Annotated in this window: 11 protein-coding genes; 8 read left to right on the top strand and 3 right to left on the bottom strand. The window is 38.3% G+C overall.

Features of this window, described 5'->3' with window-relative positions; all coding sequences use genetic code 11:
* Nucleotides 1-56 precede the first annotated feature (56 nt).
* From glpK to gldJ, 3 genes are all read right to left on the bottom strand, one after another.
* Entirely contained in the window at nt 57-3236 is a 3180-nt protein-coding gene (gene glpK, locus KRODI_RS02895) for a glycerol kinase GlpK (protein WP_041295777.1), read from the bottom strand.
* A 110-nt stretch (nt 3237-3346) separates the two neighbouring features.
* The gene (locus KRODI_RS02890; protein ID WP_013750074.1) at nt 3347-4621 is read right to left on the bottom strand and encodes a UDP-N-acetylmuramoyl-tripeptide--D-alanyl-D-alanine ligase; all 1275 of its coding nucleotides are present in this window, start codon (nt 4619-4621) and stop codon (nt 3347-3349) included.
* A gap of 71 nt (nt 4622-4692) precedes the next feature.
* On the bottom strand, nt 4693-6429 hold the full coding sequence (gldJ, locus tag KRODI_RS02885; protein WP_013750073.1) for a gliding motility lipoprotein GldJ: 1737 nt from the start codon (nt 6427-6429) through the stop codon (nt 4693-4695).
* A gap of 212 nt (nt 6430-6641) precedes the next feature.
* Here gldJ and porU point away from each other — a divergent pair, with 212 nt between their 5' ends.
* The 8 genes from porU (at nt 6642) to KRODI_RS02845 (ending at nt 17473) form a co-directional block, all read left to right on the top strand.
* Complete coding sequence (gene porU / locus KRODI_RS02880; RefSeq protein WP_013750072.1) at nt 6642-10451, top strand: type IX secretion system sortase PorU; 3810 nt, start codon at nt 6642-6644, stop codon at nt 10449-10451.
* Between the two features lie 45 nt (nt 10452-10496).
* On the top strand, nt 10497-11690 hold the full coding sequence (porV, locus tag KRODI_RS02875) for a type IX secretion system outer membrane channel protein PorV (protein WP_013750071.1): 1194 nt from the start codon (nt 10497-10499) through the stop codon (nt 11688-11690).
* 31 nt (nt 11691-11721) lie between these two features.
* A complete protein-coding gene (locus tag KRODI_RS02870; protein WP_013750070.1) occupies nt 11722-12204 on the top strand; it encodes a cytidine deaminase in 483 nt (160 codons plus the stop codon).
* Between the two features lie 208 nt (nt 12205-12412).
* On the top strand, nt 12413-13411 hold the full coding sequence (gene pdhA, locus KRODI_RS02865; RefSeq protein WP_013750069.1) for a pyruvate dehydrogenase (acetyl-transferring) E1 component subunit alpha: 999 nt from the start codon (nt 12413-12415) through the stop codon (nt 13409-13411).
* A gap of 3 nt (nt 13412-13414) precedes the next feature.
* Nucleotides 13415-15103 (top strand): pyruvate dehydrogenase complex dihydrolipoamide acetyltransferase, encoded by a 1689-nt coding sequence (locus KRODI_RS02860; RefSeq protein WP_013750068.1) that lies wholly within the window; start codon nt 13415-13417, stop codon nt 15101-15103.
* Nucleotides 15104-15165: 62 nt separating this feature from the next.
* Nucleotides 15166-16161, top strand: a complete 996-nt coding sequence (locus KRODI_RS02855; RefSeq protein ID WP_041295776.1) for a M28 family peptidase — start codon at nt 15166-15168, stop codon at nt 16159-16161.
* The gene (locus KRODI_RS02850) at nt 16161-16841 is read left to right on the top strand and encodes an SDR family NAD(P)-dependent oxidoreductase (protein WP_013750066.1); all 681 of its coding nucleotides are present in this window, start codon (nt 16161-16163) and stop codon (nt 16839-16841) included. Before KRODI_RS02855 ends, KRODI_RS02850 begins: the two co-directional genes overlap by 1 nt.
* A gap of 35 nt (nt 16842-16876) precedes the next feature.
* On the top strand, nt 16877-17473 hold the full coding sequence (locus KRODI_RS02845; protein WP_013750065.1) for a SprT-like domain-containing protein: 597 nt from the start codon (nt 16877-16879) through the stop codon (nt 17471-17473).

Raw genomic sequence — 17473 nt, 5'->3', positions numbered from 1 at the left:
TTACGATAACGTTTTCGCTAGTGAGAGAGAATGAAATGTTTTTTTTAGAGTTTGTGTTACTCAAATTCTTCCTCATAATATTCACTAGCATCTTTTAAGAGAAGATGGAGATATTCATTTTCCTGCAATACTCTCTTTTCATCCCAACCTAAATATCGTATCATATCCTCTTGAACGAGGTCACGATATTGATGCACAGAGTATATATCAAAATATAATCTACCCGTACGTCGCACAAAAAAGTCAGCAAGGCGGTTTGTCATCTCGTGATGGATGCTGTACCAAACTTCTGCACGTATTAAGCGCTCCTCTGGATTTTCATTTAAGAAATAACTCATCTTATCAATGATGGTATTGCTTTGCTTCCCATACGTAGTTGCTAGGTACCAACTTTGATATTCATTTACAATACCTACATGTTCAAGACGCTTTTTAATCTCTTGTTGGTAGATATCTACTTCTACCGTGTTTTTTAAAGGCTCAGAGGTAAGCGGTATTTTTTCTGTGTATGATTTTACGAGGTGTGCTTTCTTCTTCTCCGGCACATCTTTAAGAACGCGATCTATAACTCGCTGTGCCATTTTACGATATCCAGTAAGTTTGCCGCCAGCAATAGAGATCAACCCTGTGTCAGACACAAAAATCTCATCTTTACGACTCAATTCAGAAGGGTCTTTTCCATCTTCATGTATAAGTGGTCTTAGTCCAGCCCAGTTAGACTCTATGTCATCTATGGTGAGGTTAGCACTAGGAAACATATTATTAGTCGCATCAAGTAAGTAGGTTGCATCATCCTGAGTAGCCACAACGCGGTTGAGGTTTCCGCTATAGTTCGTATCCGTCGTTCCTACGTATGTTGATCTACCGCGAGGGATGGCAAAAATCATACGACCATCCGGCACATCAAAATAGATAGATTGGGTTAATGGAAAACGCTCTCTAGAGAATACAATGTGCACCCCTTTTGTAAGGTGCAAATACTTGTTATTCATGGAGTGGTCTTTCTTTCTTAAAAGATCAACCCAAGGTCCTGCAGCAGATACATAGTGCTGTGATTTAAGTTTAAAATTTCTTTGTGTATTGTGGTCAAAACATTGTAAGCTTTTTATTTTTCCTTGCTCATCATATTTAAAGGTTTTCATCTCGCAGTAGTTAATAATAGTAGCGCCAAAACTGGCTGCTTTTTTTAATAACTCTACGGTAAGTCGTGCATCATCTGTGCGATACTCTGCATAATAACCACCACCTATTAATTGGTTTTTATTAAGTAAAGGTTCTCTGGTAGCAGTTTCTTCTGCGCTTAACATTTTACGTTTATCATCACCCTCTACATTTGCAAGAAAGTCATAAACTTTTAAGCCTATTGCCGTCATCATTTTTCCATAGGTGCCACCTTCTATAAGTGGAAGTAGCATTTTTTCTGGAACAACAAGGTGAGGAGCAAGGGTATGCAATATTGCTCGTTCACTTCCCGACTCTTGTACTAAGCCTATCTCCATTTGCTTAAGGTAACGCAGTCCACCATGAATAAGCTTTGTAGATTTATTACTTGTTCCAGAAGCAAAATCATTCTTTTCTATAAGACATACATTCATACCACGAGATGAAGCGTCAAGTACAATTCCAGCTCCAGTAACACCACCACCTATAACAATAAGATCAAATTTTTCTTTTTGTGCACGAGCTATTTGGCGCTGTCTGTCAAGTACAGAGAAACGCATTGGGATATCTTCTTGGGTTGTGAGCATCTGGTTTGTAGTGCTCTTTGTGCGTGCTACGGCATTTTTCCAGCCGGTATATTTCTTGTTACGCTCATATTCAGTGATCGTTGGTTCAAAAATGGAATCTACTTGACGTATTTTAGAAATATCTTTTTTGTTCCAAATGCCTGCTTGAATTCCAGCTAAAAATGCAGCTCCTAGTGCAGTAACTTCTAGCATCTTTGGACGATCTACAGCTATGTTAAGAATGTCTGATTGAAATTGCATAAGGTAATTATTTGCAGTGGCCCCGCCATCTACTCGTAGCGCTTCCATTTGTTTGCCAGAATCTTCAATCATTGCATCTAGAACATCTCGTGTTTGATAGGCAATCGCATCTACCGTAGCTTTGATAATATCTTCTTTGCCTGAGTCTAGTGTTAATCCATAAATTGCTCCTTTTGCATCCATGTCCCAGTAAGGAGCTCCTAGTCCTGCAAAAGCAGGAACTACGTATAAATCATCTGTAGCTGCTGTATTCATACAGATATCTTCTGTGTCTCTTGCATGATCTATGAGGTCAAGTTTATCCCGTAGCCACTGTACAGATGCGCCTCCTGCAAATATGGAGCCTTCTAGTGCATATTTAACTTTACCATCTGGTAAGCTAGCACATAGGGTAGTAAGCAGTCCATTTTTTGAGGTAACAGGTTTTTTTCCAGTATTCATAAGTAGGAAGCAACCGGTACCGTAGGTGTTTTTAGCTATTCCAGATTTGTAACCTCCTTGTCCAAAAAGCGAAGCCTGTTGATCTCCAGCAACTCCACAAATAGGAATGCTTTGGCCGTCTAGTATGATGTTTCCAAAATCTGAGGCGCTATGTTGAACCTTAGGTAGCATTGACTCTGGAATGTTTAATGCCTCTAGCATCTTTTCATCCCATTTTAAGTCTATAATGTTATAAAGTAATGTTCGGCTGGCATTAGAGTGGTCTGTTGCGTGTACAGCACCATTGGTGAATTTCCAAATAAGCCAAGTGTCTATAGTTCCAAAAAGTAAATCGCCTTGTTGCGCTTTCGCGAAAGCGTCATCTACATTATCTAAGATCCACTTGACCTTAGTTCCTGAGAAGTAGGAGTCTATAATGAGTCCCGTATTCTTATTCACATACTCTTCTAGATCTTGAGATTTTAATTGTTCACAAATCTCTTTAGTGCGCTTATCCAGCCATACAATAGCATTGTAGACAGGTTTTCCAGTATGTTTATCCCAGACTACGGTAGTCTCTCTCTGGTTAGTAATACCTATCGCAGCAATCTCATCGATAGATATGTCAGACGTTTCGATAATCTCTTTGAAGGTAGCTTGCTGTGCTTCAAAAATCTCTATAGGATCGTGTTCTACCCACCCGTGTTTCGGGTAATGTTGTTTAAGTTCCTTTTGGGCAATGTTTTTTATGGTGCCTTGATGGTCAAATATGATAGCTCTAGTACTCGTTGTGCCTTGATCAAATGCAATAATATATTTCTTTTCCATAGAGAGAAACTTCATTAATGAAGTCGCCTAAAGTTAAGAATTACATCTTTAATTGATCTAGAGTTAATATTTAGAAAATCAAAAGTTATCTCTATTGAGAATCTTTGGGGTTAATTTTCTAAGAGATTTAATATTCGCTCCATTTTCATTCCTCTAGAACCCTTTATAAGTACGGTTGCGCCGTTTGGAATTTTGCTTGAATACGCTTTCGCGAAAGCATTATAATCTTCATAAACCTCTTGGTTCACTTGAGGTACCGAAGTACAGAAATCTGGACCTATTGCATACACTTGGTCAATACTAAGGTGATGCGCTAAATCTAACATCGCTTGATGTTCTGCTTTTGAGGTGACACCTACTTCAAACATATTACCTATGAACGCAATAGTCGTAGTGTTTGTAGCCTTTAAGTTTTCTAGAGCTGCCGCCATGCTCGTAGGGTTTGCATTATATGCATCTAGAATTATGCGATAAGAATCTTTCTTTATGATTTGAGAGCGATTATTTGCAGGTATGTATTCTTCAATTCCAGATTTAATTTGGTCAATAGACACATCAAAATAAGTGCCCATCGCAATAGCTACAGCAATATTTGAATAATTATAGATCCCTATTAGTTGGCTATTAATAGTGGTGTTTTTAAAAGATAGTTTAAGACTCTCAGATCCATCTACTAAGCTGATAGGGTATTTACTTTCTGTAGAGCCAAATGTTTGTAAAGTAATGCCAGTAGCTTTTTCCACTTGTAGCTTGTCTGTGTCGTTTATAAAAGCCATTTCTTCATTATCTCTAAGATAATTATAAAGTTCACTTTTGCCTTTTATAACACCTTCAAATCCTCCAAAACCTTCTAGGTGTGCTTTTCCAAAGTTTGTAATATATCCAAAGTTAGGTTGGGCAATCTCACATAACATTGCGATTTCTCCTTGATGGTTTGCACCCATTTCTACAATGCCTATCTCTGTAGTGCTGTCCATAGATAAGAGTGTGAGTGGTACTCCTATGTGATTGTTAAGATTTCCTTTAGTAGCTACGGTTACGTACTTCTCGGAAAGCACTGCGTTTATAAGCTCTTTTGTAGTGGTTTTTCCATTGCTTCCAGTAAGACCTATTATAGGTAGGTTAAGATAATTGCGGTGGTAGTTTGCTAGTTGTTGCAATGTTTTAAGAACGTCATCTACCAGCACAGTATAATCATCTTCATATTCTTTTTCATCAATCACTGCGAGCCTAGCGCCATCTTTAAGAGCTTGTTTTGCAAACTTATTACCATTAAAGTTATCTCCTTTAAGGGAAATGTAAATCTGATTTTTTTGTAGAGATCTTGTGTCAGTACAAACTCCGTTACTGTTTAAAAAATGGAAGTGTAGCTCTGCAATGGTCATAATGAAGTGAATTTTTAATATGAAAAAAGCCCTCGGAAGAGGGCTTTTAAATATACTGTAAAAAGAGAGTCTTATCTAGCTCTTTTTCCTGTTTTAGCTTTTGATCCTACACGTGACATAGCACAACGGAAACCAATATCGTCTGTTGCCATTCCTTGTGGAAGAAATCTTCTTTGTGCTGGATCTAGCCAGTATGCTCTGTCTCTCCATGAACCTCCTTTGTAAACGCGTACTTCGTCATTTACAAGTGATGTTCTATTGTTAGACTCGTCATAACGGCGATCCATATTTCCGTCTTCATCTCTCTCGACTTTATGCTGTGGAGCATTATACATGTTTTTTCCTGAGTCTGGATTATCTACATCTTCATTAAAAGATTCAAAATATCTTGTAGATCTTCTGTCACCATCTCTAAAGTTACGGTTGTCACTTGTAGAGAATTGTGTTCTTAAATAAGTCTCATCTTCATCTACAGGTACTTGTAGTATTTCCCCAGGTAAATCTCTAGCAATGATACTTCCATTTGCAAGTGTGTCATAAACGATAGAATCTACAGTAACGATTTTTACTTTACCATCTTCTCCGATAGCGTTCTTTGTATATACGTTACCTCTGTAGTAGTTAAAGTCGTTAAACTCATCATCCACAATAGGACGATAAACATCAGCAACCCACTCAGAAACGTTTCCAGCCATGTCGTAAACGCCAAAATCGTTAGGCTCATAGCTTTTTACTTCTGCAGTAATATCTGCATTATCATCAGACCATCCAGCGATACCACCATAATCTCCATCTGCTTGTTTAAAGTTTGCTAAATGATCTCCACGTGTGCGGCGATCTGAAGATCTTGTGTAAGACCCATCCCAAGGATATTTCTTACGACCACGGTATACATTGTAGCTTCTTAATTCTGTAAGACCAAGAGCTGCATATTCCCACTCTGCTTCTGTAGGTAGTCTGTACTTAGGAAGAAGTATTCCATCAGTGCGTTGTACAAAAATGTCCTTCGCATTAGGGTTTAAAGCGCCATCGCTATCTGCTACTGGATCGGGAGCATTACCATCTGCATCTTTTTTAGGTTTTGGAGTATTTTGCTTCATTCTACGTTCACTAGCCTTACCTCCTCGGGACATCTCATCGTTTCCTCCGTAAGCGAGTGTTGGCGCATTTAAATAAGTTTCTGTGTCAAAAGTTGAGCTTGCATCCACATCAAAACGAGCGCCTCTTGCAGTATAACCTTGTTCTTCTAGAATAAGTTCATTTACTCTGTTTGATCTCCAGTTTGCATATTCTACAGCTTGTATCCAGCTTACACCTACCACAGGGTAGTTTGCATATGCTGGGTGACGAAGGTAGTTTTCTGTCATAGTTTCATTAAAACCAAGGCGGTTTCTCCATACAAGTGTGTCAGGTAGTGCACCTTTGTAAATGTTGCGGTAAATTTCTTCTTCTGGAGGAAATACTTTCTTTAAGTAATCTAGGTATTCTAGATACATTCCGTTAGTAACCTCAGTTTCATCTATATAAAAAGATTGAACGTGTTGCTGGTTTGGGGAGTTATTCCAGTCATGCATTACGTCATCTTGTACCTTACCCATAGTAAAAGTACCTCCTTCTACAAACACAAGACCAGGTCCAGTAGCCTGTTCTTCGTAGTCTGTTTTAAGCTTAAAACCTCCGTTTTTACCGTCGACTTTCCAGCCTGTTCCTCTAGAACTGTCTTTGTAATCGTTTGATTTGCTACAACTTGCGACTGTAATCGAAATCACGGCAAGTGCCAGCATTTTTAATGCAAAGTGTAGTTTCATAGGTAATAATGTTCAATATATTTGGGATTGCAAGATAGTAATAACTCGTTAAAGTGCAAGCATTTTACGATGTCGAGCCCAAAAAAAATTCGTTTGTTATGGTTAACTCATTAGTAACGGCGCTATTTATTCTTTATTATTGTCTTAAGTAAAAAAACTACAGTACAATTATAAGTTAATAATAAGCCGTACAGGCTTTCGTTATCCTACTAATGAAAACGTTACTCTCACTATTTTTAATATTTATAGGGATTTGCACATCTGCTCAGTCAGAGCAAATGGTTATAAACTGGGAAAATGCTTTAAAAATTACCCAGAGAGGTAGTGCTCTAGAAGTAATGAATCTTGTGGTAAATGATCAAGGTGAGTATACGTCTAGTATGCAGTGGGATGCTAGAAGTGCAATTGATCCCCAATCTTCAAAATTTGTTAATGTGAAATTAGAGACTGTTCCTCAGTCTTGGCTCAATGCCATTGATAAAAAGCAATTGTCTTCAGAGGTTAGCTATCAGTTTTATACATCAAAAGCGCGTAATACATATTATACTGTATTAGAAATCTCACCTTTTATAATAAAGAACGGTCAGGTTATGAGAGTGATCTCTGGTGATGTGATGTTCGCTTTCGCGAAAGCGCAACAACTACAACGAGCGTCTCTTGTAATAAGTAATTCGTTATTGGCTACAGGAGATTACTATAAATTTTATGTTGAAGAGTCTGGTATACATGCTATTGATAGAAGTTTTTTACAGAGTTTAGGGGTTGATGTAAACGGAATTAATCCTGAGCAGATAAAAGTGTATGGTTATGGAGGTTCTCCTTTGCCATTGCTTAATAGCGATAATGAGAATTTTGACCTTAGAGAAATTCCTATTCAAGTACTAGGAGGTGGTGATGGGACTTTTGATAATGATGATAGGATTCTCTTTTATGGCGAGAGTACAAGAAAATATCATGAAGAATTAGATACTCATATTAATCCATACGAGGATAGATCGTATTACTATGTAACAGTTACTGGTGTTAACGGTTTGCGTGTGAGTCCTTATGTAGAGCCATCTGGAGCTGCGGTTATCACATATGATACATATAAGGACTATCAATTTCATGAGGAAGATGAAAATAGCTTAGTAAAAATAGGTAGACGCTGGTTTGGAGAACGATTTAGTTTTGAGAATGAGCAATCATTTGATTTTAATTTTGAAAATGCAGTCCCGGGACAAACAGCCACTTTGAGAGTAGAAGTGGCAGCTACATCAGAAAGTGTAACCTCTTTTGATGTGCTCGTTAATGGTGCTTCTGTGGGATCTGTAAATATTCTTGCGATAAGTGATATTGTGCTTGCTAGAGGTGGTTCTCTTGATATTGAGGTGCCTGTATCTGGTAGTGAAATGGTTGTGACACTCATTTATAATAATAGCGGTAATCCATCTAGTGTGGGATACCTTGATTTTATAAGTCTCGATGTAGACTCACAGTTAAGCGGTACTGGGAATCAATTTACCTTTAGTAATCCAGATGCAGGTATGCAGTCAGGAGTAGGTGCGTATTCATTAAGTAATATGCAAGGCTATACTCAAATCTGGGATGTAACCGATCAAACAGCGATAAGAACTTTGGAAGTAGACGGGGCGCAGAATGTCTCATTCAAAAGTTTACTGGGTACAGAAGAATCATTTGTGGCAGTTCACCCATCTGATTATTTGACACCTTTTCGCGAAAGCGGAAATACCCAGTTATCTAATCAAAATTTGAAAGGGACTATTTTTCAAAACAATAGTGGTGATTTTGAAGATGTGGATTACTTAATGATTACAGGTAATACATTATTGTCTCAAGCGGAAAGACTAGCGCAACATAATAGAAATTTTAGAGGACTCAATGTAAAGACAGTTACACTTGAGCAAATTTATAATGAATTTGGAGGTGGTAAAGCAGATATTGGGGCGATTAGAAACTTTATAAAATATGTCTATGATAATGCATCATCAGAGGTTGGAAGATTAAAATATGTGTGTCTTTTTGGCGATACTTCGGTTGACTATAAAAATCGTATTTCAGGGAATAATAATGTCATGCCTACTTATCAAACGTTTGATAGTTTTAGTCTAGTGCGTTCTTTTATGAGTGATGATTTCTACGGTTCACTAGATCCATCTGAAGGAACAATGATTGCGTCAGATAAGTTAGATGTGGCTGTAGGGAGAATTATTGCCGATTCGCCTAGTCTTGCCTCCACCGTTGTTGATAAAATTATTAATTACGATGCTCGTGAATCTTATGGTCGCTGGCGTAATAATTTTGTGCTGGTATCTGACGATGTAGATGAGGTTTTTGAATTTGCTCAGTTGCAAGGTACTTTAGATAATCTTGGTGATCAAATAAGTGTAGAGAAGCCTTTTGTAAATGTTATAAAAATACATAGTGATGCATTCCAGCAGCAATCGTCTGCCGGTGGAGATAGATATCCTCAAGTAAACGAAGCCATTGAAAATGCCGTTGAGGTAGGCTCGCTTGTGGTGACGTATCTAGGTCATGGAGGTGAAGAACTTCTCGCAGCCGAAGCTATAGTGACACAAAACGAAATTAACAACCTAGATAATGGCGGGCGTTTACCACTTGTAGTAACTGTTACCTGTGAGTTTGGAAAGTTTGACAATCCTGAACGTCCTACGGGAGGAGAAGCATTGTTTTGGAATGCCGATGGTGGAGCAGTAGGTCTGGTGACGACTACGAGAGAAATCACAGTAACCCTCGGAGTTAATTTCAATAACTCACTAGTAGAGCAGTTGTTTTCCTTTGGTACAAACGAAGTAAAAAGTGTAGCCGAGAATATTAGAGCTTCAAAAAATGGAATATCAGATCCGCTACGTAGGGTGATTTTCTTTGTAGGTGATCCAGCGATGAAGCTTGCATTCCCTAAGCCAGACATACAGCTATCTGCAATTAATGATGTGCCAGTAGGGGCTGAGCTTCCTGTGTTAAAGGCGCTTGACCTTGTTAAGATAAATGGTCGTGTAACCTCACAAGGAGGTCAAACGCTTACAGATTATAATGGCACACTAGCTGTTACTTTGTATGACAAACGTATAGATAGGCAGACGCTGGGTAATGATGGTGTGGTAATAGGTGGAGAGCTCGCAATTATGGATTTTACAACACTGGGTGCTATTCTTTACAGAGGACAGGCATCGGTGACAAATGGTAATTTTGAATTTACATTTAGAATGCCTAGAGATACTGCAATACCGCTAGGTAATGGTCGTCTCAATTTTTATTCAGAACGATTAGGAGTATTAGAAGATCAGACAGGTGTAGATGAAACTATCATTATAGGAGGGCTTAACGAGAATGCCCCAGAAGATAATTTAGGCCCTAGGATTAAATTATTTATGAATGATGAAAACTTTGTAAATGGAGGTATCACAAACGACTCTCCTATTATACTTGCAAAGCTAGAAGATGAAAACGGGATTAATACCGCTAGTGGGATAGGTCATGATATTGTGGCAGTAATAGATAGTGACGAGACGAATCCTATAATAATGAATGACTTTTATGAGACAGAGGTAGATGACTTTATGAAAGGGACTGCTGCTCGTAAGATTAGAAATTTAGAGCCTGGACCACATACCTTGTCATTCAAGGCTTGGGATGTATACAATAATTCATCTACGGCAGAGCTGCAGTTTGTGGTGCTGGGGGATGAAGAGTTAGAACTCGAAAATGTGCTTAATTATCCTAATCCGTTTGTAAATTATACAGAATTTTGGTTCAATCATAATCGCCCTTTTGAGCCTCTTGATGTGCAGGTTCAAATTTTTACGGTCAGTGGTAAAGTGGTGAAAACCATAAATCAAACGGTAGTGACAGAAGGGTTCTTGTCACGTTCAATTACGTGGGATGGTCTTGATGATTTTGGTCAAGCAATCGGAAAAGGAGTATATGTATATAAGATAATTGTTAAATCTACGTTAACTAACAAGCGAGTGGAGAAAATAGAGAAGCTCGTGATCCTCTAATCATAATCATAGAAAAGTCTATATTTGTTTTAAATGCCTCAACATATGAATAAAGTTTTTACATTATTAGGAGTAGCTTTTTGTAGTGTTTTTGCTACTAGCGTTCAAGCGCAAGATCAACCTAATACTATTACAACGGCAGTACCATTCTTAATAATAGCAGGAGACGCGCGAGCGGCTGGAATGGGAGAGCAAGGTGTTGCTACTAGTCCAGATGCATATGCTGTACAGTGGAACCCAGCTAAACTTGCATTCTTGCCTAACAAACATAATGTAGGTATTAATTATACGCCTTATCTCGGTAACCTCGTAAACGATATCGGTTTACTGCAGGCGGTTTATGCAAATCGTATTGATGATCGTAGTGCTTTTGCGGCTAGTGTAAGATATTTTAGTCTTGGTACAATCAACACGAGAAACAGTGCTCAAGATCCTGGTCTTGATGTAAAGCCTAACGAATTTTCTATAGATGCAACCTACGCGCTAAAACTTGATGATCAGTTCTCTATGGCAGTTTCTGGACGTTTCTTGCAAAGTAATCTTCGTTTGCAACAACTAGATCAATTTGCAGATGCAAGTCCAGCGAGTTCTTTTGGGGTAGATATCTCGGGTTATTACCAATCTGAAGAGCAAGTGTATAGTAATTTTGATGGTAGATGGAGAGCAGGTTTTAATATTTCGAATATAGGGCCTAAGGTCAAATATGACGATGCTGGGCAAGAAAATTTTATACCAACCAATTTAAAACTTGGTGGTGGATTTGACTTTATACTAGATAGCTATAATAAGATTTTTGTAGGTCTTGAATTTAATAAATTACTAGTGCCTACACCGCCTATTCGTGGTCGAGCAGATACTAATGGTGATGGAGAAATCACTCAAGATGACAACGTCGTGATCCTAGCGGGTCAAGATGATGATGTAAACTTCTTCTCGGGAATCTTTCAATCTTTTGGTGATGCGCCAGATGGATTTAGTGAAGAGCTTAAGGAGGTTACTTGGTCTCTTGCTACAGAATATACTTATAATGAAGTTTTTGCGTTGAGAGCTGGTTATTTTAATGAAAGTGAGTTAAAAGGTTCTCGCAAGTTTGCAACACTAGGAGCAGGTTTTGAGTTTAATGCGATAGATGTAGATCTTTCTTATCTTTTCTCAACTGTTTCTGTTATTAGTCCTCTAGAAAGTACACTCCGTTTTGGACTTACTTTTCATTTTGGTGATGAGTACGACGAGTATTAAAACATGATATTTGCGAAAGCGAAAAAAGCTTATGAAAAAAATAAAAATTGAATCGTTTCTAGATGTGTACCCTTCAAAAGATGCACTTCCAGAAGCGATTTCATCATTAATGGATGCTGCCTTTGAAGCAAGAGAAAAGGCATATGCACCATATTCAGACTTTTTAGTAGGAGCTGCATTGCTTCTAGATAATGGAGTCGTAGTTACTGGTAATAATCAAGAGAACGCCTGCTATCCTGGCGGTTTGTGTGCTGAGCGTACAGCTATTTTTTATGCATCTTCACAATATCCTGATGCTGTAATGGTGTCAATGGCAATAACCGCGAGAGCAAAGGATAAGGAAACCACGGTGCCTATTCCGCCATGTGGTATCTGTAGGCAAGCAATTGCAGAGTACGAAATAAAGCAGAAGTCGCCTATATCACTCTATTTTATGGGTGAGCGGGGAGAGGTTTTAAAGAGTGATTCTTTAGAAAATATACTTCCCCTATTGTTTACTGCAAAATATCTATAGTATCTATTGAGCCTTGTGAGGCCCAGTATAAGTATTAAAGTAAGCTGTTGTTTTTGTGTTGAGTACGCTTTCGCGAAAGCTTAAAAAACCTATTATAAATCTACGAAACCGTTTGCGTAACTTTTCCTTGCATTCAATTTTACCATATCTTCTTAATTGGTTATTTTTGTTATTCGCTCAAAAATGTGCGGCATTTATACGCTTTTAAATGAAAAAGATAACCAAAGAAACATACCTTAACTGGTACGAGGAAATGCTCTTCTGGCGCAAGTTTGAAGATAAGCTAGCTCAAGTATATATACAGCAGAAAGTCCGCGGATTTCTTCACCTATACAATGGTCAAGAAGCAATCCTTGCAGGTTCATTGCATGCAATGGATTTATCTAAGGATAAAATGATTACGGCATATCGTAATCACGTACAACCTATTGGTATGGGGGTAGACCCAAAACGTGTGATGGCAGAGCTTTTTGGTAAAGCAACAGGTACTTCACAAGGTCTTGGAGGTTCTATGCATATTTTTTCTCGTGAGAAAGGATTTTACGGAGGTCACGGGATTGTAGGAGGACAGATACCTTTAGGGGCAGGAATGGCTTTTGGAGATAAGTATAATAAAACTGGAGCGGTAACACTTTGTTATTTTGGAGATGGTGCAGCTCGTCAAGGATCTTTACATGAAACGTTTAACATGGCAATGCTTTGGAAACTTCCAGTAGTATTTTGTGTTGAAAATAACGGGTATGCAATGGGAACATCTGTAGCTCGTACTGCAAACCATGAAGATATCTGGAAACTTGGATTAGGGTATGAAATGCCTTGTGGTCCTGTAGACGCTATGAATCCAGTTGCAGTAGCAGAAGCTATGGATGAAGCAATAGAGCGTGCTCGCCGTGGTGATGGACCTACATTTTTAGAACTTAAAACATACAGATATAGAGGGCACTCTATGTCTGACGCTCAGCACTATCGTACTAAAGACGAAGTAGCAGAGTATCAAAAAATAGATCCTATTACTCAGATTAAAGAAATTATTCTTGAAAAAGAATATGCAACAGAGGAAGAGATTAAAGTTATGGACAAGCGAGTAAAAGCACGTGTGGCAGAATGTGAAAAATTTGCAGAAGAAAGTCCGTTCCCAGATGTAAACGTGATGTACGATGTAGTGTACGATCAAGAAGAATATCCATTTATACCTCATAGACTTTAAGTTATGGCAGAAGTAATTAACATGCCGCGTCTAAGCGACACGATGGAAGAAGGAACAGTCGCTACTTGGCTTAAAAAAGTAGGAGACAAAGTAGAAGAAGGAGATATCCTTGCCGAAATCGAAACAGATAAGGCAACTATGGAGTTTGAATCTTTTAATGAAGGTGTGTTATTACACATCGGGATTGAAGAAGGTCAAACTGCAAAAGTTGATGTTCTTTTAGCGATCATAGGTGAAGAAGGAGAAGATATTTCTGGATTATTAAATGGTGGTGACGCTTCTGCGAAAAGTGGAGAAGACGAAGCATCATCTTCTGATGAGAAAAAAGAGACTGCATCTCAAGATGAAACTAATGACGCATCTTCTGACGAAGAAGAATCGGCAGATGATGGATCAGATATTCCTGAAGGAGTTGTCGTAGTGACAATGCCACGTCTTTCTGATACAATGGAGGAAGGAACAGTTGCAACTTGGTTAAAGGCTGTAGGTGATAAAGTAGAAGAAGGAGATATCCTTGCTGAAATAGAAACCGATAAGGCAACTATGGAGTTTGAATCATTTCAGTCTGGCACATTATTACATATAGGTATTGATGAAGGTGAGACAGCAAATGTTGATGCGCTTCTAGCAATTATAGGTCCTGAAGGAACAGATGTTTCTAGTGTGGTTAAAAGTGGCGGAGCTAATAAAAAAGAGGCTCCAAAGAAGGAAGAAAAGAAAGAAGCCCCAAAAGCTGATAAAAAGGCAGATGCTCCAAAGGCAGCCCCAAAAAAAGAGAATAATACAAACTCTGCTTCTGGATCTTCAAAACCTGCAACAAATACTACTGGAGGACGCATATTTGTGTCTCCACTAGCAAAGAAAATTGCAGACGAGAAAGGAATTAATCTATCTCAAGTAAAAGGATCTGGAGAAAACGGACGTATCGTTAAAAGTGATGTAGAAAACTTCACACCTAGCGCTAGTCAATCTTCGGGAGCTGGGGTGCAGCAATTTGTTGCAACAGGAGAAGAAAGCTTTGAGGAAATTGAAAATTCTCAAATGCGTAAAGCAATCGCTCGCGGACTTGGTAAATCTAAATTTACAGCGCCTCATTACTACTTGAACGTTGAGTTCAATATGGAGAACATGATGAGCTTCCGTAAGCAGTTTAACGCATTACCAGACACAAAAGTTTCTTTTAATGATATGATTATTAAGGCAACGTCTATTGCTTTAAAGCAGCATCCTCAAGTAAACTCTCAGTGGTTTGATGATAAAATGCGTCTAAATCACCATGTACATATTGGTGTGGCAGTAGCAGTACCTGATGGTCTTGTTGTTCCTGTAGTAGAATTTGCAAACGAAAAGTCATTACAGCAAATTAATGCTGAGGTTAAAGTACTAGCTGGAAAGGCTCGTGATAAAAAACTTACGTTACCAGAAATGGAAGGTTCTACCTTTACAATTTCAAATTTAGGAATGTTTGGTATCACAGATTTTACTTCAATTATCAATCAGCCTAACTCTGCTATCCTATCTGTAGGAGCAATTGTAGAGAAGCCTGTGGTAAAAGATGGAAAGCTTGCTGTAGGACACACAATGAAGCTTACGCTTGCTTGTGATCACCGCACAGTAGATGGTGCAACTGGAGCACAGTTTTTACAAACGCTTAAAACGTACATTGAAAACCCAGTATTAATGCTGGCTTAGTCAATAATAAATATAGAATGATAAACCCACGCAAATGCGTGGGTTTTTTTATCTTTAGCTTTATGAAAAATATCTTAGTATTAGTAGGAGCCCTTGTCTTAGTGGGCTGTGGGTCACCCGCTCCTTTAGTAGGTGTAAAAGGTGAAAACGTGAGTACTGCACCAGCGAGCCAAGTAACGATGGTGATGCCAGACATCAAAAAAATGAAGTCTGTAAAAAGCACGATGGAGTTTCTAGCTTCAGATGAGCTTCAAGGTCGTGATACGGGAAGCAAAGGAATTGAGATGGCTGCGCAGTTTATAGAAGCGCGCTTTAAAGATGCTGGAATAAAACCTTATTTTGAGAATTATCGTGATCCATTTGACGCAAATGGTGTTGAGGCATTTAATATTGTAGGCGTGCTGGAAGGAAATGATCCTAAGCTCAAAGATGAGGTAATTATCATAGGCGCACATTATGATCATATTGGTACCGCAAAAGCTGATGGTGATGATACCATAGCAAATGGAGCAAATGACAATGCTGCTGGAACAACTACAGTACTTGCACTTACAGATTATTTTACTAAAGCAAAGACTAATAAACGTACTATTATATTTACACTATACTCTGCCGAAGAAAAAGGACTTTTAGGGTCAAAAGATTTGTCTAGTAGACTTAAGGCTGCTGGTATTGATCTTTATACGATGATAAGTATTGAGATGGTAGGAGTGCCTATGGTAGGTAAAGATCACTCGTTATATGCTTCAGGATATGAGAAATCTAACTTTGCAGAAAAGTTTAATCAATATGCAGGTGAAAAGGTTATTGGTTTTCTTCCAAAGGCAAAAGAATTTAATCTTTTCAAGCGTAGTGATAACTATCCTTTCTTTTTAGATTTTAATATTCCTGCACATACTATTTCTTCGTTTGATTTTACAAATTATGATCACTATCATGGCGTAGGTGATGAAGCAGATAAAATGGATATCGACTTTATGGAAGGACTTATTAAAAAGTTAATCCCAGGGATCACGGGAATGGCAAATAGTCCTAACAAAGAGATTAAAATGAACTAATGAAAAGAATCATAATTACAGGTACGAGTAGAGGGATAGGTTTTGAGCTTGCTAAGAAGTTTGCAAAAGAAGGGCACCAAGTACTTGCCCTTTCGCGAAAGCATACTCCTTGTGCAGATTTAAATTTACAGAATCTCACTGCTTTTCCATTTGATATTACAGACCAATCACATTTTCAAAAAGTCATAGATTTTATTGAAAGTGATTGGGAAGGAGTAGATGTGCTCATAAATAATGCGGGCGCTTTACTTAATAAGCCATTTGCAGAGACTACCGTTGCAGATTTTGAGATGATATACAAAGTAAACGTGTTTGGCGTTGCCGAGTTAACGCGTACGGTACTTCCATATATGACAGCTGGTGCACATGTAGTAACGGTGTCTAGTATGGGCGGAATCCAAGGAAGCATGAAGTTTCCAGGCCTTGCTGCTTACAGCTCAAGTAAAGGAGCGGTTATTACATGGAGCGAACTCTTAGCTGAAGAATACAAGGAACAGAGCATAGCATTTAATGTACTTGCTTTAGGAGCTGTACAAACAGAAATGCTAGAAGAAGCATTCCCTGGGTATGAAGCGCCATTGACGGCAATACAAATGGCAGATTATCTATCTAATTTTGCGTTAACAGGAAATCAATTTTACAACGGTAAAGTATTGCAAGTTTCTGCTAGCACGCCGTAAGTAGCAAGTAATTTTAAAAACGATTTATAGTTGACGTGGTAGAAGTCCTCAAGAAATATATCCCAGAAAGAGCGGCTGCTCCAGTTTTTGCATTAATAAAGGAACATGCTGTTTATCTCAAGATTGTAAATGAGCGAGTAACAAGGCATGGAGATTATAGAATACTGGCAGATGGACAGCACCAAATCACCATAAACGTAAGTCTTAATCAATACAGGTTTTTAGTCACTTTAGTGCATGAGATAGCGCACTTAGTTGCTTTTAAAAAGTATGGGAGAGCGATAAAACCTCATGGTAAAGAATGGAAACATACGTTTCAATTCTTGATGTTACCCTTTATAAGGCCAGAAATCTTTCCAGCAGATTTATTACCTTATCTAGCAAGGCATTTTAAAAATCCTAAAGCGAGTAGTGATACAGATGCTCATCTTTCTGTAGCGCTAAAGAACTATGACCCACCTAGTGATAAAAATTATATATTTGAATTACCCATGGGATCTACATTCCAGATTTATAATGGGAAGATATTTAAAAAGGGTAAAAAACGTGTAAAACGTTATGAATGCATAGAGGTAAGTACAGGTAGAACATATCTATTTCAGCCTAACGCAGAGGTAGACATCATAGATTAG

Origin of the sequence: Dokdonia sp. 4H-3-7-5 (assembly GCF_000212355.1) — a bacterium.
In the GTDB taxonomy this organism is placed as follows: Bacteria; Bacteroidota; Bacteroidia; order Flavobacteriales; family Flavobacteriaceae; genus Dokdonia.
This window is presented reverse-complemented; position numbering and strand designations above follow the sequence as displayed.